This is a genomic window from Streptomyces sp. NPDC096310 (assembly GCF_044763125.1).
Taxonomy (GTDB): domain Bacteria; phylum Actinomycetota; class Actinomycetes; order Streptomycetales; family Streptomycetaceae; genus Streptomyces.
Window position 1 is genome coordinate 158,333 of sequence record NZ_JBIWFO010000015.1, and the last position, 19,660, is coordinate 177,992.

A 19,660-nucleotide genomic window follows, 5' to 3' on the forward strand; every position below is an offset into this window, starting at 1 on the left:
GAGCACACCATGCTGTTCTGGCATGTTCCCGCGCCCAACGAGGCGATGCTCATCTCCGGCTCCAAGCGGCAGGCGCAGGACACTCAGTTCCGGATCGTCACGGGACACGGCAGTTTCGTGATGCCGATCAAGCACAAGGTACGGATGCTCTCCCTGGCACTCCGCGAGGCGGAGATCGTCGAGGACTGCGTCACCCAGCAGGGAATCCGGCTCAACGTCCGTGCGGTGGCCGTGTTCAAGGTCGGTGACGACACCGTGTCGATCGCCAACGCGGCCCGGCGCTTCCTGGCGGAACAGGACCGGATGGAAGAGCTGGTGGGCCGGATCTTCGCCGGTCACCTCCGCTCCATCGTCGGCGGGCTGACGGTGGAACAGATCATCCGGGAGCGCGACCGGGTCGCCCAGGAGGTGAAGCAGGGCAGCCACAGTGAGATGGAGAAGCTCGGCATCGTCGTCGACGCCCTCCAGATCCAGGAGATCGACGACGCCACCGGCTACATCGAGAACCTGGCCGCCCCGCACGCGGCGGCCGTCGCCAGCCAGGCGCGGATCGCCCAGGCCAAGTCGGACCAGGAGGCGAGCGAACGTGAGCAGCAGGCCGCCGCGCTGAAGGCCGAGTACGAACGGGACACCGCGATCAAGCGGGCCGGGTTCCACGCCGAGACGGAGCAGGTCAACGCCCGTGCCGCGCAGGCGGGACCGCTGGCCGAGGCGCGGGCCTCGCAGGAGACCATCGAGCAGCAGACGGCCCTGGCGCAGCGTCAGGCCGAGCTGGCCGCACAGCGGCTGGAGGCCGAGGTACGGCGCCCGGCGGACGCCGAGGCGTACCGTCAGCGCACCCTGGCGGAGGCCGCCAGGGACCGGGTGAAGTTCGAGGCGGACGCCTCCGCGTACGGCGAGCGCACCCTCGCTCAGGCCCAGGCCGACGCGAACACCGCGCGCGCCGAGTCCCTGAAGGGCGGGAACCAGGAACTCATCGCCGCCAACCGCACCGTCGAGAACCTGCCGGCGCTGGCCGACGCGGCCGCCCGGGGCATGGCGGGCGCCCGTCTGACGGTCCTGAACGGCACCGGCGGCGTCAACGACGTGGCGGCCGGTTTGGTCGGACAGGGCATGGCCATCCTCAACTCGCTGAAGGACACGTCCCAGGACGGCAAGGACCTCAAGGACGCCAAGGACTCCGGGGGAGCCAGGGGTGCCAAGGACACCGAGGTCCCGGGCGCGGCCCCGGGCACGAACGGGAGGCCCACGCTCCGTGTCGCCGATACGCGGCGCGAGGAGCCGCAGCACAGGAGCGGCAGCGGGAGCGCGGGACAGGCCCCGCGCCCCTGACGGCCGCCGGGCCCGATGTCACGCGGCGCGAAGATGTCACGCGGCACGTACACGCATACGGTGTGTACGTGCCGCGTGGCATCAGGCTCCGGCGGACGGGGTGGTGTCGTCCGGCGGAGCCGCCGCTTCGGCGAGCCGCTTGATGGCGGCCAGCCGGGCGTCCCAGTCGGCCGCGACCCGGTCCATCCAGCGCGCGGTCACATTGAGCCGGGCCGGCCGCACCGCGTACCGCGCCTCGCGCCCCTCCCGGTGTCCGGTGACCAGACCGGCCCGGTCCAGGACGGCGAGATGTTTGACGATGGCCTGCCGGCTGACCGGCAGTTCCCCGGCCAGCACCGTCGCGGTCGCCTCGCCGTGCGCCGCCAGCGCGTCGAGTATCCGGCGCCGGGTCGGGTCCGCCAGCGCGGAGAGCACCTCCGCCACCGTGTCCTGACCGGAGCCGGAAGCGGAGGTGGGGGCGGTCTGCCGGGTCTCCCCGTCGGCGGAGTCCGTCGTCATGCGTCGAGCCGCTCCGCGTAGTCCCTGATGACGCCGACCATGTCCGTCCAGCCCCCCGTGTGGCTCTCCTTGGAGGCGGTGTCCCGCCGTTCCTCGGGGATCACGATATCGGCGAAGCCGGTCTCCACCACCCGCAGCCTGGTCCCCTCGCCCTCGGGCGTGAGCGTGAACTCCACGAGGGTGGAGTTGGTCTCGTCGGCCGCCTCGCCGGGGTACGCGCTCGCCCAGCGGTACGAGAAGTGGTGCGGTGGATCGACCTTCACGATGGTCGTGGGGAAGTGGCCGAACCGGCCGTGGTCCAGGAACATGACCCCGCCGGGGCGCAGATCGACGGGCGTCGGCTCGCCCTGCCCGAACCATGAGCCGACGTGTTCCGGTTCGGTGAGGACCGCCCAGACGCGGTGCGGGGGCGCCGCGATGGAGACCTCGCGTTCGATGCGGTCGTCGGATGTGGACATGAGGAACCCTCCCGGTGGAAAACGGCACCGATGCGCAACTCCAGAGTTGCACTCATGTGCGCATTGTGCAACCGGGGGGTTGCGCGATTGGGTGGGGTGCCGGATGCCCTCAGTGGCCGCGGGCCGCCGCCATACCGAGCGTCACCAGTCCCAGGATCACCCACCCGAACCACAGCCAGCCGTTGCTGCCGAGCGCCGCGGTGTACCCCGTGACCACCACCAGCGCGGCGACGGTCACCACGCCCATCGTCTTCGTGGATCCGGACATGAACGTCCTCCTCCGGGCCGGGGCCGTGAAGCCCATCGTCGCCCGGGGACCCCGGTTCGCGCTACCGCCCCCTGGCCTGGAGCGACGCCAGGTAGGCGTTGTACTCCGCCAGCTCCTTGTCGCCGTCGCGGTCCGCGGCCCGGTCCGAGCGCTTCGCCTGCCGTTGCTCCGAGTGGTACCACTGGTAGACCAGCGCGACCAGGACCAGGACGGACGGGATCTCGCTGAACGCCCAGGCGATGCCGCCGGCCGCGTTCTGGTCGGTGAGGGCGTCGATCCCGAGGGAGGCCGACGGGTTCTCGTACGCCTTGACCATCGGCTCGCTCGCCATCATCAGCGCGATCCCGAAGAACGCGTGGAACGGCATCCCGGCGAACAGCTCCAGCATCCGCATCACATAGCCCGGCCGGTGCGGCCCCGGGTCGATCCCCATGATCGGCCAGAAGAAGACCAGCCCGACGCCGAGGAAGTGCACCATCATCGCGATATGCCCCGGCCTGGATTCCATCAGGAAGTCGAAGAGAGGCGTGAAGTAGAGCCCGTACAGGCTCGCGATGAAGAGCGGGATGGTGAACGCCGGGTGCGTGACGATCCGCACGTAGCGGCTGTGCAGCAGCGCCAGCAGCAGCTCGCGCGGTCCCTTCCGGCTCTTCCCGTCGCCGCCCCGGCCCGCCACCGGCAGGGCGCGCAGCGCCAGCGTCACCGGGGCGCCGAGCAGCAGCAGAATCGGCGAGACCATGCTGATCACCATGTGCTGGACCATGTGCACGCTGAACATGACCATGCCGTAGTCGTTCAGCTTGGTGCACATCATCAGCGCGATGGTCAGCACGCCGAGCACGAAGGCCACGGCGCGGCCGACGCCCCAGCCGTCACCGCGCCGCCGCAGCCGGACGACGCCCCAGCAGTACAGGGCGAGCACGACCAGGCAGCCGGTCAGGAAGAAGAGGTCGGGGGAGTACTCCAGTCCTCGTCCCAGCGTGAACGGCGGCAGCTCCATGGTCATGCCGTGCCCGCTGTGATCCATCCGTGCGCTCCCGGTGCTTCCCGTGGCGAGGCCCGCGGCGTCCGCCGTGCCCGCCGTCCACCGGCAATGGTTTTCGCGCCGGTTGTCCGCACCAGACTAGAACCGCCCCCGGCCGCGATCGCGACCGGGGGCGGTCCGTCCCGTACCGGAGGCCGGGGGAGGAGCCGGGAGGCGGCTCAGAGCACGCACTCCGCCTCGGCGTAGCGCTCCGGCGGCACCGTCTTGAGCGTCTCCACGGCCTCGCCCAGCGGGACCATCACGATGTCCGTGCCGCGCAGCGCGGTCAGCATCCCGAACTCGGCGCGGTGCGCCGCCTCGACGGCGTGCCAGCCGAACCGGGTCGCCAGCACCCTGTCGTACGCGGTGGGCGTGCCGCCGCGCTGGACGTGCCCGAGTATGACCGCCCTGGCCTCCTTGCCGAGGCGCTCCTCCAGCTCGATCGAGAGCTGCCGGGCGACGCCCGCGAAGCGCTCGTGGCCGTAGACGTCCTTGCCGCCGGCGTCGAACTCCATCGAGCCCTCGCGCGGCTTCGCGCCCTCCGCGACCACGACGATCGCGAACCGCTTGCCCGCCGAGAACCGCTTGCCGACCACCTCGGTCAGCTCACCGATGTCGAAGGGCCGCTCGGGCACCACGATGGCGTGCGCGCCCGCCGCCATGCCGGAGTGCAGCGCGATCCAGCCGGTGTGCCGGCCCATGACCTCGACGATCAGCACGCGCTGGTGCGACTCCGCCGTCGTCTTGAGCCGGTCCAGCGCCTCGGTGGCGACCCCGACCGCCGTGTCGAAACCGAAGGTCACATCGGTCGAGGCGATGTCGTTGTCGATGGTCTTCGGTACGCCGACGATCGGCAGCCCGGCCTCGGAGAGCAGATGGGCGGCCTTGAGCGTGCCCTCACCGCCGATCGGGATGATCGCGTCGAGCCCCAGGTCGGCGACGTGGCCCCGCGCCCGCTCCACCCCGTCGCGCAGATGCGCGGGCTGGACCCGGGACGAGCCGAGTATCGTGCCGCCGCGGGCCAGGATGCCGGCCACCGCGTCGAGGTCGAGCTTGCGGTAGTCGCACTCCAGGAGGCCCTTCCAGCCGTCGTGGAAGCCGATCACCTCGTCGCCGTGGTCGACGACGGCACGGTGCACGACGGACCTGATCACGGCGTTGAGGCCGGGACAGTCGCCGCCTGAGGTGAGCACACCAATTCGCATAGCCCGGATTACCTTTGCAACGTGGGGCCGACGGCCGGACACCGTTGTCAGGCCAGAGCGTCGCCAGCCTACCGGCGGGCGCCGGGGAGACCGAAACCCCGCGTCCGCCTGCTGGACAGGCGGGCACGGGGTTCGGGTCCGGCAGCGGGCGGGCCGGTGCGTCGGTCAGGCGGGCTGGGTCGCCGCGGAGACCCGCTCGGCGCGCAGCGCCTCGTACCACCGGTCGTCCGTCGGCGGCAGCGCGTTCACATCGAGGGCCAGCTTCAGCAGCAGGTCCGCGATCTGCGGGTTGCGCGCCATCACCGGGCCGTGCATGTACGTACCGAAGACGGTGTCGTTGTACGCGCCCTCCGTACCGTCGCCCGTACCGTTGCCCCGGCCGAGCTGGACCCGCGCGAACGGCCGGGCCGCCGGGCCGAGATGGGTGATGCCCTGGTGGTTCTCGAAGCCGGTGAGCTGCGGCAGGTTCAGCCGCGGGTCGATGTCCGCCAGTACGTCGCCGACGCACCGCTCGCCCTCACCGCGGGTGGAGACCACGTCGAGCAGACCGAGACCGGCCTCGCGCTCGCCCAGGTCGTTGACGAACTCGTGGCCGAGGATCTGGTAACCGGCACAGACCGAGAAGACGATGGCGCCGTTGGAGACGGCCCGGCTGAGCCCACCGTCACGGCGCAGCCGCTCCGCCGCCAGCCGCTGGGGCCGGTCCTCGCCGCCGCCGATCAGATAGATGTCGCCGGAGGTCGGCACCGGCTGGTCGCTGCGGACGTCCACCCGCGTGACACCGAGGCCGCGCTGGCGCGCCCTGCGCTCCACCACGAGAGCGTTGCCCTGGTCACCGTAGGTGCTCAGCAGGTCCGGGTAGATCCACACCAGCCGCAGGCTGTTGTCGCTCATTCTGGCTCGTCCTTCCGGATTCCGGGGGGTCATGTGTCCCGACATGGCTTCAGTTGCCCACCCGTCTGCGCAGATCCTGGAACGACGTGTAATTGGCGATCGCCTCGATACGGCCGGGCGGTGCCATCCGCACGGCCTCGTCGGGCGTCTCGCAGACCCGGAAGTCCAGGCCCGCGACCTCCAGACGTACGGCGAGGTCCAGCTTGCGGTCGCCGATCACGAAGATCGGGTGGCCCGCGAGCCGGGTGTAGTCCACGTCCCACAGCCAGGAGGTGTCCGTACCGTCGGCGCCCCGGGCGTTGACGGCGAGGATGACCGGGGTGGGCGGCGGGTCGATGAGCGAGAACGTCTCCAGCCAGCCCGCCGGGTTCTTGGCGAGCAGCAGCCGCAGGTCACGGCCGAGGAAGGAGACCACGTCGTACCGGCCGGCGACGGCCTGCACCTGGTACATCCGCTCCAGGGCCACCTGCGGCGGCACCCCGAAGGTCGCCGCGACGGCGGCGGACGTCGCCGCGTTCGCCTTGTTGGCGCGCCCCGGGAGCTGGAGGTGGATCGGCCAGGCGGAGCCGTGCGGGTCCAGTACGTGGTCGCCGTGGAGCGCCCAGCTCGGCGGCGGCCTGCGGAAGCCGCACTCGCCGCAGAACCAGTCGTCGCCGGGGCGCTGCATCACACCGCCGCAGGAGGGGCACGACCAGGCGTCGTCCTTCCACTCCTGGCCCGCCGCCACCCAGACCACGTTGGGCGAGGAGGAGGCGGCCCAGACGATCAGCGGGTCGTCCGCGTTGGCGATGACGACGGCCTTCGTGCCGGCCAGCCCCTCCCGCCACTTCTCGGCGAGCATACGGGTCTCCGCGGCGCGGTCGAGCTGGTCGCGGGAGAGATTGAGCAGCGCGATCGCCTTGGGCGTGGTGTCCCTGGCGACCCCGGCGAGATACTTCTCGTCGACCTCGATCACGCCGAACCGGGCGTCGGAGCCGCCCGCGAGGGCCGAGGTGATGCCGGCCGGCATGTTGGCGCCGAGCGCGTTCGACACCACGGGCCCCGCGGCCCGCAGCGCCTCGGCGATCAGCCGGGTGGTCGTGGTCTTCCCGTTGGTCGCCGACACGAGGATCACGTCGAGATGCTGGGCCAGCCTGCCCAGCAGATCCGGGTCGAGCCGGAGCGCCACCTTCCCGCCGATCACCGATCCGCTGCCGCGGCCTGCGGCGCGCGACACCGCCGCCGCGGCTTTGCCCGCCGTCACGGCCAGCTTGGCCCGCGGCGTCAGCGGGTCCGTGTTGCCTGACATCGCCTTGATCCTCCTTGCGTCGGTCCGTGGGCCAGCCTATCGAGATCCGGCCAGGGCCCCGAACCGCGGCACCGGGCAGAGGGCGGGGTTCACCGTGGACCGTACCCTGACCGTCATGCGAAACCGTCCGATCCCCGGCAGTACCGGGCGAGTACGAGCCATGAGATTGCTCGGAGATCCCGCCCTCCACGCGCCCTGCGCACCCGTCACCGACTTCGGTCCCGCGCTCGGAGCGCTGATCGAGGATCTTTTCGCGACCATGTACGCCGCTCGGGGTGTCGGGCTGGCGGCGAACCAGATCGGCGTCTCCCAGCAGGTGTTCGTGTACGACTGCCCCGACGACGAGGATGTCCGCCATCTCGGACACCTCGTCAATCCCCGGCTCGTCCTCGCCGACGACATCGTGCTGCGCGGACCCGAGGGCTGTCTGTCCCTGCCGGGAATCGAGGCGGGGACGGAGCGGTACGACCATGCCGTGGTGGAGGGCTTCACCCGGGACGGCGCACCGGTCAGGGTGGAGGGCCGGGGTTTCTTCGCCCGCTGTCTCCAGCACGAGTGCGACCATCTGGAGGGCACGCTCTACTCCGACCGGCTCACCGGTTGGCGGCGCTCCAGGACCCTGCGGGCCGCACGCCGGGCGCCCTGGGCGACGAGTGCGCCGCCCGCCCCGTAAACCCCGTAAACCCCGTACTCCCCGTACCCTCCGTGCCGTCCCGGCTCAGAAGCCGGGGCCGCCCGCGCGGTCGTCGACCGCGGCCAGCCTGCCCCACAGGAGGTCCGCCAGGCTGCGGACCAACTGGGCGCGCGAACACGGGCGTTCCCCGAGCCACCAGTCACCGGCGCCGTGCATCATGCCGACGATGCCATGGCCCCAGACACGGGCGAGCTGTTCGCTGCCGGGGCCGAGGTCGACGCGTTCCTCTATGACCTTGGCCAGTTCCTCGCCGAGCCGGCGCAGCAGCGGCGCCGAGTGGCGGCCGATGTCGAAGCCCTGCTCCGGGAGCGGGGTGTCCTCGGCCGGGTGCATCAGGAAGCGGTAGACCTGGGGCCTCGCCTCGATCGCGGCGAGATACGTGTCCAGCGTGGCCTCCACGCGCTCGCGCCGCCCGGCGGGCGCGTCCAGCGCGGCCCGCAACGCGTCGAGCAGGGCGTCCGTGTGGCGCTTGGCCAGCGCCCGGTAGAGCCCGCCCTTGTCGCCGAAGTGCCGGTAGAGGATCGGTTTGGTGATGCCGGCCTCCGCGGCGATGGCGTTCATGGAGGCTCCCGGGCCGTCCCTGAGCACCACCCGGTCGGCCGCCTCCAGGAGCTGCCGGCGCCGTTGCCGGGCCGAGCGCTGCTGCTCGGCCTGCTGTGTGCTCTCCATCAGGTGTGTCTCCCCGCCCGTGCGATTGCGTGACGCCCCGGCAACGTAACACCCTGTCCGCCGTCGATGCCGATCAGAAGGTGGCCGGTTGACATCGCCTACTTATGAGTAACAGACTGGTGTTACCGCAAGTAACGTAAGTGAGCGACACCGTGGTTCACACGGTGCTGGAGGGGAACATGACCGGGTTCACGCTCGATCTCAACGACGACCAGAAGCAGGTACGCGACTGGCTGCACGGCTTCGCCGCCGATGTCATCCGCCCCGCCGCCGCCGAGTGGGACGAGCGTGAGGAGACCCCCTGGCCGGTCATCCAGGAAGCCGCCAAACTCGGCATCTACTCCCTGGACTTCTACGCCCAGCAGTTCTTCGACCCTACGGGGCTGGGGATCCCGCTGGTGATGGAGGAGCTGTTCTGGGGCGACGCGGGCATCGCGCTCTCCATCGTCGGTACGGGCCTGGCGGCCGTCGGCGTCCTCGCCAACGGCACCGAGGAACAGGTCGGCACCTGGATCCCGCAGATGTACGGGGACCCCGGTGATGTGAAGGTCGCCGCCTTCTGCTCCTCGGAACCCGACGCCGGCTCCGACGTCGGTGCCATGCGCACCCGCGCGGTCTACGACGAGGCCAAGGACGAATGGGTGCTCAACGGCACCAAGACCTGGGCCACCAACGGCGGTATCGCCAACATCCATGTCGTGGTCGCCGTCGTCGACGCCGGACTCGGCACGAAGGGTCACGCCTCCTTCATCGTCCCGCCGGGCACCCCCGGACTCTCCCAGGGCCAGAAGTTCAAGAAGCACGGCATCCGCGCCTCCCATACCGCCGAGGTCGTCCTGGAGGACGTACGGGTCCCCGGTCACTGCCTGCTCGGCGGAAAGGAGAAGCTGGACGAACGCCTCGCACGCGCCCGGGAGCGGGCCAGGGCCGCCGAGAGCGCGGGCGGTGGCGGCAAGGGCGACAGGGAGCGCGTGAAGAACGCCGCCATGGCGACCTTCGAGGCGTCCCGCCCGGCCGTCGGCGCGATGGCGGTGGGCACGGCCCGCGCGGCGTACGAGGTCGCCCTCGACTACGCGAAGACCCGCAGCCAGTTCGGCCGCCCGGTCATCGACAACCAGGGCATCGCCTTCCAACTGGCCGACATGCGCACCCGTATCGACGCCTCCCGGCTGCTGGTCTGGCGCGCCTCCTGGATGGCGACCACGGGCAAGCCCTTCACCTCCGCCGAGGGCTCGATGTCCAAGCTGTACGCGAGCGAGACGGCGAAGCAGGTCACGGCGCAGGCCGTGCAGATACTCGGCGGCAACGGCTTCACCCGCGAGTACCCGGTGGAGCGGATGCACCGGGACGCGGCGATCTACACGATCTTCGAGGGCACGAGCGAGATCCAGCGCCTGGTCATCGCCCGCACCCTGTCGGGCATGCCCATCCGGTAGATCCGGTAGATCCGGCAGGTCCGGCGCCGGGTCCTCGTACCGCGGTCGAGGACCCGGCCGGCGGGGTGTCAGGCGGGGAGCTGGGCCTCGATGGCCGCGACGACCTCGGGGGCCTCCGGCTCCGTACGCGGCCGGATCCGGGCGACGACCTCGCCCTTCGGGGAGATCAGGAACTTCTCGAAGTTCCACTGGACGTCCCCGGCCTCGCCCGCGGCGTCGGCCGTCTTCGTCAGCTCCGTGTACAGCGGGTGCCGGGTCTCACCGTTCACGTCCGTCTTGGCGAGCAGCGGGAAGGTGACGCCGTACGTGGCCGAGCAGAACGTCTGGATCTCGTCCGCGCTGCCGGGCTCCTGCCCCATGAACTGGTTGCAGGGCACGCCGAGAACGGTGAAGCCGCGCTCCCCGTAACTCTGCTGCAGCCGCTCCAGACCGGCGTACTGCGGGGTGAGACCGCACTTGGAGGCCACGTTCACCAGCAGGACGGCCTTGCCCTCGTAGGCGGCCAGAGAGGTCGGCTCGCCGGTCAGGGTGGTCAGGGGGATGTCGTACAGCGTCATCTGGATCTCCTCGGTCGACGGCGGTCTGCCCTCATTGTGGACCCGTGGCCGCGGCGGTCGGCGGCCGGGCTGGTAGAGGTGGTCCGTGCACGAAACATCTCTCGAACCCCAGCCGCCCGCCGACGACGGCCGGCTCCCCGGCCCGGCGCCGGACGCGACCGGCGCCCGGCCCGTCCGATGCCGTATGTGCGGCAGACCGCTCACCGGCACGGCCTCGCGCCGCACCGGTCTCGGCCCCGCCTGCGACGCCAAACTCCACCCGCCCGCACCGGATATCAGGACCCGGCGCAGGGAGGCCGAACAGGATCCGCTGCCCGGAGTCTGACCGGAACGACCGGGGAACGCCCGGTGGCGCGGGCCCGGACAGCGGTCAGGCGCTCGTCACCCGGCGTCGGGAGCCTTGATGATCTCGCCCTTCTCGTCCACGGTGTGGGTCTGCCAGTAGAGGTCCCACTTGTCGTCGACGTGCTTCGGCACCTTTCCCTCCGGGTAGCGGACATACCCCTTCGGAGGATCCTCGTCCTCGGGTACGCAGGCGCTGCCGGTGCTGCCCACGGTCATGACCGGGTACTCGCCGCCCCCGCAGATCGCGTCCTCCATCGAACAGCCGGTCAGCGCCGCCACAGCCGCGCAGGCCAGGACGAGACCCGCGACCGACCGCCTCGGGCGCCGTCCGGGCGACGAGATACGGAATCGGCTGGTGGTACGCATGGTGGGCTCCCTCGGTGTGGGTCGATGCGGCCATCCTGCGGGACGGTGCGCGGCCCGCACGTGAGTACACGTACTCATGTGACGGCGGCCGTGTCACCCAGACGCGCGGCACCGGGCCACGGCGGCGGCTCCGGCACGCCCTCGGGAATTTCGTCAACTTCGCAAATTCCCGGCAGTTCTTGCAGATCGCTTACGGTTGCCTGTTGACGGCCCTGAAGTGGCGATGAACGGGCTCGTACAAGGAGTCTGACCCACAACTTCGGCGGGCCTTGCCGGGTATTTGGTTCGGTTCGAGCGGTGGACGCCCGGGTGTTTCTCTGCAACTCTCTCACCGCAAAACGCAAATACTCCGTTCGTCAGTGCAGAAACGCATGCCTTGCAGACGTGCTGCCAGAGCCGCGCCCTCGCCGCCCTCCGCGCCGAGGCCGAAGATCGGGGATCCATGAGATCGCTACGCCGGAGATGGCGAGTCCTCGCCGCCACCCTTGCCAGCAGCCTGTTGATGGCCGGCTGGCCGACCCTCACCGCCGCGGCCGCGGCCACCGACGGCCCCCGGGCCAAGGGCCCCAACATCGCCGCGGGCCGGACCGCGACCGCGAGCGCGACCACCGGCGGCAAGGCCGCCCGCGGCGTCACGGACGGGGACCCGTCGACGTACTGGGAAGGCGACGGGAAGAAGTTCCCCCAGTGGGTCCAGACCGACCTGGGCGCCACCCGGCGGGTCGACCAGGTGGTGCTGCGGCTGCCCACCGGATGGGCGGCCAGGAAGCAGACCCTGTCCCTCCAGGGCAGCGCCGACGGCACCAGCTTCTCGACCCTGAAGACCTCGGCCACGTACACCTTCGGCCCCGGGACGGGCAACAAGGTGACGGTCACCTTCCCGGCCACCAGGACCCGCTTCGTCCGGGCCGACTTCACCGCCGGTACGGCCGGGAAGAAGGCCCAGCTCGCCGAGTTGGAGGTACACGCGGCAGCCGCCGCCTCGGTCAACCTCGCCCTCGGTAAAACCCTGACCGCGAGCAGCTTCACCGAGGTCTACGGGCCCGGGAACGCGAACGACGGCAGCACGGCCACCTACTGGGAGAGCCGGAACAACGACTTCCCGCAGTGGATCCAGGCCGACCTCGGCTCCTCGGTCCGGGTCGATCAGGTGGTGCTGCGGCTGCCCGAGGGCTGGGGCGCCAGGAACCAGACCCTGAAGATCCAGGGCTCCACCGACAACAGCGCGTTCACCGATCTGACGGCGTCCAAGGCGTACCCGTTCAACGCGGCGGGCGGCCAGTCGGTGACGATCCCCTTCGACACCACCACCACGCGCTACCTCCGGGTGCTGATCACCGCCAACTCCGCCCAGCCCGGCGGACAACTCTCCGAGCTGGAGATCTACGGACCCGGGACCGGGGACACCGAGGCGCCCACCGCGCCGACCGGGCTGACCTTCACCGAACCCACCACCGGCCGGATCGTGCTGGCCTGGAAGGCGTCCACCGACAACACCGGTGTGACGGGGTACGACATCTACGCCGGCAACGAACTGCGCAGCAGCGTCCCGGGCACCGTGACCACCTTCACGGACACCCAGCCCGCCGGAGCGACGGTCTCGTACTACGTCCGCGCGAAGGACGCGGCGGGCAACGCGTCGGCCAACAGCGACACCGTCACCCGGCGCGGCGACAGCGGGGACACCGAGGCGCCGACCGCCCCCACCGGCCTCGCGTTCACCGAGCCGTCGACCGACGAGATCACACTGACCTGGGGGGCCTCGACCGACAACAAGGGGGTGACCGGCTACGACATCTACGCCGACAACGTCCTGCGCAAGAGCGTGGCCGGCGATGTCACCACGTACACGGACACCCAGCCCGCCGGGACGACGGTCTCGTACCACGTCCGGGCGAAGGACGCGGCCGGCAATGTGTCGGCCGACAGCAACACGGTGACACGGAACGGCAGTTCGGGCTCCGTGTCGAACCTCGCCGTCGGCCGGCCGATCGCCGCCTCCTCCGTGGTCCACACCTATGCGGCGGAGAACGCCAACGACAACAGCCTCACCACCTACTGGGAGGGCGCGGGCGGCAGCTACCCCAACACCCTCACCGTGAAGCTGGGCGCCAACGCCGACACCCGGAGCGTGGTCGTCAAGCTCAATCCGGACAGCGCCTGGGGAGCGCGTACCCAGAACATCCAGGTCCTCGGCCGCGAGCAGGGCGCGTCCGGGCTCACCGGCCTGGTGGCGGCGAAGGACTACGCCTTCACCCCGGCGACCGGCAACACGGTGACCATCCCGGTGGCGGCGCGGGTCGCCGACGTCCAGCTCAAGTTCGCCTCCAACACCGGCTCGGGCGCCGGACAGGTGGCGGAGTTCCAGGTGCTCGGCGCCCCGGCGCCCAACCCCGACCTCACGGTGACCGCGCTGAGCGCCGCGCCCTCGGCGCCCGTCGAATCCGACGCGATCACCCTGTCGGCGACCGTACGCAACGCCGGACGGGCCGCCGCGCCGGCCGGACCGGTCGAATTCCGGCTCGGCGGCACCAAGGCGGCCACCGCGTCGGTGGGCGCGCTGGCCGCCGGTGCCTCGGCCACGGTCACGGCGAACATCGGTACGCGGGAGGCGGGTTCGTACCAGCTCGGCGCGGTCGTCGACCCGGGCGGCCTGATCGCCGAGGAGAACGAGACCAACAACAGCCACACCAGTCCCACCCCGCTCGTGGTGCGGGCGGTCGACAGCTCCGACCTGGTCACCGCGACGGTCGCGACCTCCCCGTCCTCCCCCTCCGCCGGTGACACCGTCGCCTTCTCCGTCACGGTCAGGAACCAGGGCAACGTGGCGTCGGCGGCCGGAGCGCACGGCATCACCCTCTCCGTGCTCGACGCCAAGGGAGCCACGGTCAAGACCCTGACCGGCGCGTACAACGGCACCATCGCCCCGGGAGCGACCACGGCGCCGGTCGGCCTCGGCACCTGGACGGCCGTCAACGGCTCGTACACACTCAAGGCGGTCCTCGACGCCGACGCCAACGAACTGCCCGTGAAGCGCGACAACAACACCAGCACCCAGCCGCTCTTCGTCGGGCGCGGCGCCGACATGCCGTACGACCTGTACGAGGCGGAGGACGGCGTCACCGGCGGCGGCGCCCGGGTCGTCGGGCCCAACAGGACCATCGGCGACCTCGCGGGCGAGGCGTCCGGCCGTAAGGCGGTCACCCTCGACAACACCGGCAGCTACGTCGAGTTCACCACCAAGGCCAGCACCAACACCCTGGTCACCCGGTTCTCCATCCCGGACGCGGCGGGCGGCGGCGGCATCGACGCCACCCTCAACATCTACGTGGACGGAACCTTCCTCAAGTCCGTCGACCTCACCTCGAAGTACGCCTGGCTGTACGGGGCGGAGGCCGCCCCCGGCAACTCGCCCAGCTCCGGCGCGCCCCGCCACATCTACGACGAGGCCAATGTCCTGCTGGGCAGAACCGTCCCGGAAGGCAGCAGGATCAGGCTCCAGAAGGACACCGCCAACACCTCGAAGTACGCGATCGACTTCGTCAGCCTGGAGCAGGCCACACCGATCGCCAACCCGGACCCGGCCGCGTACGTCGTGCCGGCCGGCCTCGGCCACCAGGATGTGCAGAACGCCCTCGACACGGTCCGGATGGACACCACGGGGAAGCTGGTGGGCGTCTATCTGCCCGCCGGTGACTATCAGACCTCGGCCAAGTTCCAGGTGTACGGGAAGCCGGTGCGGGTCGTCGGCGCCGGACCCTGGTTCACCCGCTTCCGCGCCCCCGCGGCGCAGGAGAACACCGACATCGGTTTCCGTGCCGAGGCCGCGGCCAACGGATCGTCCTTCAGCGGCTTCGCGTACTTCGGCAACTACACCTCACGCATCGACGGACCCGGCAAGGTGTTCGACTTCGCCGATGTCGCCGACATGGTGATCGACAACATCTGGAACGAGCACATGGTGTGCCTCTACTGGGGCGCGAACACGGACCGGATCACCATCAAGAACTCCCGGATCCGCGACATGTTCGCCGACGGTGTCAACATGACCAACGGCTCCACGGACAACCACGTCGTCAACAACGAGGCACGGGCCACCGGAGACGACAGTTTCGCGCTCTTCTCGGCGATCGACGCCGGAGGCGCGGACATGAAGAACAACGTCTACGAGAACCTGACCACGATCCTGACCTGGCGCGCCGCGGGCATCGCCGTCTACGGCGGCTACGACAACACCTTCCGCAACATCCATATCGCGGACACCCTGGTGTACTCGGGCATCACGGTCAGCTCGCTGGACTTCGGGTACCCGATGAACGGCTTCGGGACCGGTCCGACGACCATCGAGAACGTGTCGGTCGTACGGGCGGGCGGCCACTTCTGGAACGGGCAGACCTTCCCGGGGATCTGGCTGTTCTCCGCGTCCAAGGTGTTCCAGGGCATCCGGATCAACGACGTCGACATCGTCGATCCGACCTACAGCGGCATCATGTTCCAGACCAACTACGTGGGAGGGCAGGCGCAGTTCCCGGTCAAGGACACCATTCTCAACGACATCTCGATCACCGGCGCGCGCAAGAGCGGTGACGCCTTCGACGCGAAGTCCGGCTTCGGGGTGTGGGCCAACGAGCTGCCGGAGCCGGGGCAAGGGCCGGCCGTCGGCGAGGTCACCTTCAACCGCCTGAAGCTCGACAACAACGCCGTGGACATCAGGAACACCACACCCGGCTTCAAGATCAACATCAACCCGTAGCGCCAGGTCACCTCGTCACGGCGAGGGGGACGGTGCCGGCCGGTACACCCGGCCGGCACCGTCCCGTCCGTCCGTCATGAAGCGCGGCAGACCAAGCAAGCCGCTTGCAATTCTTGCGATACTCTTGCGCGCATGACGCGACGACTTGCTCAGGTGGCGAAGAAGGTCGGGGTCAGCGAGGCCACGGTCAGCCGGGTGCTCAACGGCAAGCCCGGGGTCTCGCCGGCCACCCGGCAGTCCGTACTGACCGCCCTGGACGTCCTCGGCTACGAGCGTCCCACCCAACTCCGCGGCGAGCGCGCCCGGCTCGTCGGTCTCGTCCTGCCGGAGCTGCAGAATCCCATCTTCCCGGCGTTCGCCGAGGTGATCGGCGGCGCACTGGCGCAGCAGGGCCTCACCCCCGTGCTGTGCACCCAGACCAAGGGCGGTGTCTCCGAGGCCGACTACGTGGAGCTGCTGCTCCAGCAGCAGGTATCCGGGGTGGTCTTCGCCGGCGGTCTCTTCGCCCAGGCGGACGCCCCGCACGACCACTACCGGCTGCTCGCCGAGCGCCGTATCCCGGTCGTCCTGATCAACGCGCCCATCGAGAACCTCGACTTCCCCTGCATCTCCTGCGACGACGCCGTCGCGGTCGAGCAGGCGTGGCGCCATCTGTCCTCGCTCGGCCACGAGCGCATCGGGCTGGTGCTCGGACCGGCCGACCACGTGCCGTCGCGGCGCAAGCTGGCTGCGGGCCGGGCGGCGTACGCCGCGACGGCCGGCGCCGGTCCGGCCGGTCCCGCGCTCCCGGAGGAGCGCGTCGAGCGGACCATGTTCTCCCTGGAGGGCGGCCACGCGGCGGCCACACGCCTGCTGGACCGGGGCGTCACGGGGATCATCTGCGCGAGCGATCCACTGGCCCTGGGGGCGGTACGGGCCGCGCGGCGGCGCGGCCTCACGGTCCCCGGCGAGGTCTCGGTCGTCGGCTTCGACGACTCCGCGTTCATGAACTGCACCGAGCCCCCGCTCACGACGGTCCGTCAGCCCATCGAGGCGATGGGCCGCGCGGCCGTCGAGATGCTCAACGCCCAGATCCAGGGCGGCTCGGTACCCCCCGGTGAGCTGCTGTTCGAGCCGGAGCTGGTGGTACGGGGCTCCACCGGCCAGGCGCCCCGCGGCTGACCGCACCTCCTCACCCGTCACGCGGCCGGCCCGGCCCCGCACACCCCCGGTGTGCGGGGCCGACGGCGTACGGAGGCGTTGCCGCCGCCGCGTCCCGATGCGGACGAAGACCTGTCAACTATTTGCGAAATCGGAGCGACATATTGCGGGCATCCGGTGATGGTGGTTGAGTGAGCGCCGCCACACAGCGAGCTGCTGTGGGCTTCCCGCGCTCCTGCCCAAGAGGGGTCCCGCCGATGAGTAGTTCCGGGTTCCGCCGTACCTTCGCCAGCGCCACAGCCACCGCACTCGCCCTCACCGGACTGGCCGCCTGCGGCGCCGGCGGGGACAGCTCGGCCGACGGCAGGACGCGCATCACCGTCAACTGCATGCCGCCCAAGAGCGCCAGGATCGACCGGCAGAACTTCGAGGACGACATCGCGACGTTCGAGAAGGCGAACCCGGACATCGACGTCGTCGGCCGCGACGCCTTCCCCTGCCAGGACCCCAAGACCTTCGACGCCAAGCTCGCCGGCGGCCAGATGGAGGACGTCTTCTACACGTACTTCACCGACGCCCGGCACGTCGTCGACATCAACCAGGCGGCGGACATCACCGCGTACGTGAAGGACATGAAGGGCTACAGCGACATCCAGCAGTCCCTGCGCGACGTCTACACCGTCGACGGCAAGGTGTACGGCGTCCCGCGCACCAACTACTCGATGGGCCTCCTCTACAACAGGAAGCTCTTCCAGCGGGCCGGACTCGACCCCGCCGAGCCGCCCGCCACCTGGGAAGAGGTCCGCACCGCCGCCAAGAAGATCGCGGGCCTCGGCAAGGGGTACGTGGGCTATGCCGACTACAGCGCCCAGAACCAGGGCGGCTGGCATTTCACCGCCGAGATCTACGCGCAGGGCGGCGACAACGTCACCGCGGACGGTGAGAAGGCGGACGTCGACAGCACCGCGGGCCGGGCCGTCCTCCAGAACCTCAAGGACATGCGCTGGAGCGACGGTTCCATGGGCACCAAACAACTGCTCATCCTCAACGACGTCCAGCAGATGATGGGCTCCGGCAAGCTCGGCATGTACCTCTCCGCGCCGGACAACGTGCCGATCCTCGTCAAGGAGAAGGGCGGCAGTTACGAGGACCTGGCGCTCGCCCCGATGCCCGGCGGCAAGGGCACCCTCATCGGCGGCGACGGCTACATGTTCAACAAGAAGGCGTCCCCGGACCAGATCAGGGCCGGCCTCACATGGCTGGAGTTCCAGACCAACACCCCGGGATCCGGACTCAACGACTGGAAGCGCGCCGCCGACCTCAAGGCCCCGGTCGGCCTCCCCGAGCCCCGGCTGTGGAGTGGCGCCACCGACACCCGGGACCAGGAACTGAAGAAGCGGTACGCCAATGTCCCCGTGGAGAACTACCAGGCGTTCCTGGACGGAAGCCAGGGGCTGACGGCGAAGCTCGAACCGCCGAAGGCACAGCAGATCTACTCGGTCCTCGACGGCGCGGTCTCCGCCGTCCTCACCAAGAAGGACGCCGACATCGACCGGCTCCTCCAGGACGCCCAGTCGAAGATCGACGGAATCCTGGCCCGGGGCTGACACAACCCATGAAGACCGCCCAGGCTCCCCAGCGGCCCGCGCCGCCCGTACCTCCGCCGGGGCGGAGCGCACCGGCGGGCCGCGGCGCCCCCGGCGCCCTGCGCCGCGCCCTCGCGCACCAGCTCCGCGCCTACGCCTTCCTCATCGGCGGCCTGATCTGCTTCGCGCTGTTCTCCTGGTACCCGGCGGTCCGCGCGGTGATCATCGCCTTCCAGAAGTACACCCCAGGAGCACCACCGCAGTGGGTGGGCACCGCCAACTTCACCCAGGTCTTCCACGATCCCGAGTTCGGCGCCGCCTGGCGCAACACCCTCACCTTCACCGTGATCGCCCTGCTCGCCGGCTTCGCCGTACCGTTCCTGATGGCGCTCGTCCTCAACGAGCTGCGCCACGCGAAGTCCTTCTTCCGGGTGGTCGTCTACCTGCCGGTGATGATCCCGCCGGTCGTCAGCGCCCTGCTGTGGAAGTGGTTCTACGATCCGGGCGCCGGGCTCGCCAACGAGACCCTGCGCTTCCTCCACCTCCCCACGTCGAACTGGACCAACGGCGCCGACACCGCGCTGCTCTCCCTGGTCGTCGTGGCCACCTGGGCGAACATGGGCGGCACGGTCCTCATCTATCTCGCCGCGCTCCAGGGCATCCCCGGGGAGCTGTACGAAGCGGCCGAGCTGGACGGCGCCTCCCTCTGGCAGCGGGTGCGCCATGTGACCGTCCCGCAGACCCGCTTCATCATCCTGATGCTGATGCTCCTCCAGATCGTCGCGACGATGCAGGTGTTCACCGAGCCGTTCGTGATCACCGGTGGCGGTCCGGAGAGTTCGACCGTCACCGTCCTCTACCTGATCTACAAGTACGCGTTCCTCTACAACGACTTCGGCGGCGCGTGCGCCCTGAGCGTACTGCTGCTGATCGTGCTCAGCGTCTTCTCCGCCCTCTATCTGCGGCTCACCCGCACCGACGACTGAGAGCCTGCCGGGTGGCCTCCGATCGGGCGGCCCCGCCCGGTCAGAGGCAAGCCGACAGGCTCTGAGCTTAGAATTTAACCTTTGCGAGCTTTGAGGCGATTGCGTTCAGTAATGCTCTCGGGGCGTTTGGTCGTCTTGCCCACGTCGTGGCGGGTGGCGCG

The 19,660-nt window shown here is 70.2% G+C and carries 18 protein-coding genes; 8 read left to right on the plus strand and 10 right to left on the minus strand.

The annotated features are described in order from the left end of the window. The first annotated feature begins 9 nt into the window (after positions 1–9). Complete coding sequence (locus ACIQ7D_RS25435; protein ID WP_403941149.1) at positions 10–1,332, plus strand: SPFH domain-containing protein; 1,323 nt, start codon at positions 10–12, stop codon at positions 1,330–1,332. Positions 1,333–1,413: 81 nt separating this feature from the next. Here ACIQ7D_RS25435 and ACIQ7D_RS25440 read toward each other — a convergent pair whose 3' ends face one another. The 7 genes from ACIQ7D_RS25440 to ACIQ7D_RS25470 form a co-directional block, all read right to left on the minus strand. Beyond that, complete coding sequence (locus ACIQ7D_RS25440) at positions 1,414–1,755, minus strand: ArsR/SmtB family transcription factor (protein WP_403941192.1); 342 nt, start codon at positions 1,753–1,755, stop codon at positions 1,414–1,416. 71 nt (positions 1,756–1,826) lie between these two features. Further along, on the minus strand, positions 1,827–2,288 hold the full coding sequence (locus ACIQ7D_RS25445) for an SRPBCC family protein (protein WP_403941150.1): 462 nt from the start codon (positions 2,286–2,288) through the stop codon (positions 1,827–1,829). Between the two features lie 109 nt (positions 2,289–2,397). Next, positions 2,398–2,556, minus strand: coding sequence for a hypothetical protein (locus ACIQ7D_RS25450; RefSeq protein WP_403941152.1), 159 nt, complete (start codon positions 2,554–2,556; stop codon positions 2,398–2,400). 61 nt (positions 2,557–2,617) lie between these two features. Then, the gene (locus tag ACIQ7D_RS25455; protein ID WP_403941154.1) at positions 2,618–3,583 is read right to left on the minus strand and encodes a cytochrome c oxidase assembly protein; all 966 of its coding nucleotides are present in this window, start codon (positions 3,581–3,583) and stop codon (positions 2,618–2,620) included. A 176-nt stretch (positions 3,584–3,759) separates the two neighbouring features. Then, complete coding sequence (locus tag ACIQ7D_RS25460; RefSeq protein WP_403941156.1) at positions 3,760–4,785, minus strand: 6-phosphofructokinase; 1,026 nt, start codon at positions 4,783–4,785, stop codon at positions 3,760–3,762. A 165-nt stretch (positions 4,786–4,950) separates the two neighbouring features. Next, the gene (locus tag ACIQ7D_RS25465) at positions 4,951–5,679 is read right to left on the minus strand and encodes a type 1 glutamine amidotransferase (RefSeq protein ID WP_403941158.1); all 729 of its coding nucleotides are present in this window, start codon (positions 5,677–5,679) and stop codon (positions 4,951–4,953) included. A gap of 49 nt (positions 5,680–5,728) precedes the next feature. Continuing rightward, a complete protein-coding gene (locus ACIQ7D_RS25470; RefSeq protein ID WP_329825446.1) occupies positions 5,729–6,967 on the minus strand; it encodes a MurT ligase domain-containing protein in 1,239 nt (412 codons plus the stop codon). Between the two features lie 115 nt (positions 6,968–7,082). On the opposite strand from ACIQ7D_RS25470, the gene def reads away from it, so the two are divergent. Next, the gene (def, locus tag ACIQ7D_RS25475) at positions 7,083–7,640 is read left to right on the plus strand and encodes a peptide deformylase (protein ID WP_403941160.1); all 558 of its coding nucleotides are present in this window, start codon (positions 7,083–7,085) and stop codon (positions 7,638–7,640) included. 45 nt (positions 7,641–7,685) lie between these two features. On the opposite strand, the gene ACIQ7D_RS25480 is transcribed toward def, so the two are convergent. Beyond that, the gene (locus ACIQ7D_RS25480) at positions 7,686–8,330 is read right to left on the minus strand and encodes a TetR family transcriptional regulator (protein ID WP_403941162.1); all 645 of its coding nucleotides are present in this window, start codon (positions 8,328–8,330) and stop codon (positions 7,686–7,688) included. Between the two features lie 179 nt (positions 8,331–8,509). On the opposite strand from ACIQ7D_RS25480, the gene ACIQ7D_RS25485 reads away from it, so the two are divergent. Continuing rightward, on the plus strand, positions 8,510–9,766 hold the full coding sequence (locus ACIQ7D_RS25485) for an acyl-CoA dehydrogenase family protein (protein ID WP_403941194.1): 1,257 nt from the start codon (positions 8,510–8,512) through the stop codon (positions 9,764–9,766). A gap of 68 nt (positions 9,767–9,834) precedes the next feature. Here the strand turns inward: ACIQ7D_RS25485 and ACIQ7D_RS25490 are convergent, their stop codons facing one another. After that, positions 9,835–10,323, minus strand: a complete 489-nt coding sequence (locus ACIQ7D_RS25490) for a glutathione peroxidase (RefSeq protein WP_403941164.1) — start codon at positions 10,321–10,323, stop codon at positions 9,835–9,837. A gap of 85 nt (positions 10,324–10,408) precedes the next feature. Between ACIQ7D_RS25490 and ACIQ7D_RS25495 the strand changes: the two genes are divergently transcribed. Further along, on the plus strand, positions 10,409–10,648 hold the full coding sequence (locus ACIQ7D_RS25495; RefSeq protein ID WP_403941166.1) for a DUF6011 domain-containing protein: 240 nt from the start codon (positions 10,409–10,411) through the stop codon (positions 10,646–10,648). Positions 10,649–10,704: 56 nt separating this feature from the next. On the opposite strand, the gene ACIQ7D_RS25500 is transcribed toward ACIQ7D_RS25495, so the two are convergent. Continuing rightward, on the minus strand, positions 10,705–11,034 hold the full coding sequence (locus ACIQ7D_RS25500) for an SCO0607 family lipoprotein (RefSeq protein ID WP_403941168.1): 330 nt from the start codon (positions 11,032–11,034) through the stop codon (positions 10,705–10,707). 442 nt (positions 11,035–11,476) lie between these two features. Here ACIQ7D_RS25500 and ACIQ7D_RS25505 point away from each other — a divergent pair, with 442 nt between their 5' ends. The 4 genes from ACIQ7D_RS25505 to ACIQ7D_RS25520 all read left to right on the plus strand — a co-directional run bounded on the left by ACIQ7D_RS25505 (position 11,477) and on the right by ACIQ7D_RS25520 (position 19,499). Then, positions 11,477–15,787, plus strand: a complete 4,311-nt coding sequence (locus tag ACIQ7D_RS25505) for a discoidin domain-containing protein (RefSeq protein ID WP_403941170.1) — start codon at positions 11,477–11,479, stop codon at positions 15,785–15,787. Between the two features lie 132 nt (positions 15,788–15,919). After that, a complete protein-coding gene (locus tag ACIQ7D_RS25510) occupies positions 15,920–16,948 on the plus strand; it encodes a LacI family DNA-binding transcriptional regulator (protein WP_403941172.1) in 1,029 nt (342 codons plus the stop codon). Between the two features lie 236 nt (positions 16,949–17,184). Continuing rightward, on the plus strand, positions 17,185–18,534 hold the full coding sequence (locus tag ACIQ7D_RS25515) for an ABC transporter substrate-binding protein (RefSeq protein WP_403941174.1): 1,350 nt from the start codon (positions 17,185–17,187) through the stop codon (positions 18,532–18,534). 8 nt (positions 18,535–18,542) lie between these two features. Continuing rightward, the gene (locus ACIQ7D_RS25520; protein ID WP_403941176.1) at positions 18,543–19,499 is read left to right on the plus strand and encodes a carbohydrate ABC transporter permease; all 957 of its coding nucleotides are present in this window, start codon (positions 18,543–18,545) and stop codon (positions 19,497–19,499) included. Positions 19,500–19,660 lie beyond the last annotated feature (161 nt).

Bases quoted from the DNA above. Each gene is read 5' to 3' on its own strand.
- ACIQ7D_RS25435 (WP_403941149.1), top strand. From the start codon at position 10: ATGCTGTTCTGGCATGTTCCCGCGCCCAACGAGGCGATGCTCATCTCC.
- ACIQ7D_RS25465 (WP_403941158.1), bottom strand. From the start codon at position 5,679: ATGAGCGACAACAGCCTGCGGCTGGTGTGGATCTACCCGGACCTGCTG.
- ACIQ7D_RS25505 (WP_403941170.1), top strand. From the start codon at position 11,477: ATGAGATCGCTACGCCGGAGATGGCGAGTCCTCGCCGCCACCCTTGCC.
- ACIQ7D_RS25455 (WP_403941154.1), bottom strand. From the start codon at position 3,583: ATGGATCACAGCGGGCACGGCATGACCATGGAGCTGCCGCCGTTCACG.
- ACIQ7D_RS25500 (WP_403941168.1), bottom strand. From the start codon at position 11,034: ATGCGTACCACCAGCCGATTCCGTATCTCGTCGCCCGGACGGCGCCCG.
- ACIQ7D_RS25480 (WP_403941162.1), bottom strand. From the start codon at position 8,330: ATGGAGAGCACACAGCAGGCCGAGCAGCAGCGCTCGGCCCGGCAACGG.
- ACIQ7D_RS25470 (WP_329825446.1), bottom strand. From the start codon at position 6,967: ATGTCAGGCAACACGGACCCGCTGACGCCGCGGGCCAAGCTGGCCGTG.
- ACIQ7D_RS25450 (WP_403941152.1), bottom strand. From the start codon at position 2,556: ATGTCCGGATCCACGAAGACGATGGGCGTGGTGACCGTCGCCGCGCTG.
- ACIQ7D_RS25515 (WP_403941174.1), top strand. From the start codon at position 17,185: ATGAGTAGTTCCGGGTTCCGCCGTACCTTCGCCAGCGCCACAGCCACC.
- ACIQ7D_RS25485 (WP_403941194.1), top strand. From the start codon at position 8,510: ATGACCGGGTTCACGCTCGATCTCAACGACGACCAGAAGCAGGTACGC.
- ACIQ7D_RS25445 (WP_403941150.1), bottom strand. From the start codon at position 2,288: ATGTCCACATCCGACGACCGCATCGAACGCGAGGTCTCCATCGCGGCG.
- ACIQ7D_RS25510 (WP_403941172.1), top strand. From the start codon at position 15,920: ATGACGCGACGACTTGCTCAGGTGGCGAAGAAGGTCGGGGTCAGCGAG.
- def (WP_403941160.1), top strand. From the start codon at position 7,083: ATGCGAAACCGTCCGATCCCCGGCAGTACCGGGCGAGTACGAGCCATG.
- ACIQ7D_RS25460 (WP_403941156.1), bottom strand. From the start codon at position 4,785: ATGCGAATTGGTGTGCTCACCTCAGGCGGCGACTGTCCCGGCCTCAAC.
- ACIQ7D_RS25490 (WP_403941164.1), bottom strand. From the start codon at position 10,323: ATGACGCTGTACGACATCCCCCTGACCACCCTGACCGGCGAGCCGACC.
- ACIQ7D_RS25520 (WP_403941176.1), top strand. From the start codon at position 18,543: ATGAAGACCGCCCAGGCTCCCCAGCGGCCCGCGCCGCCCGTACCTCCG.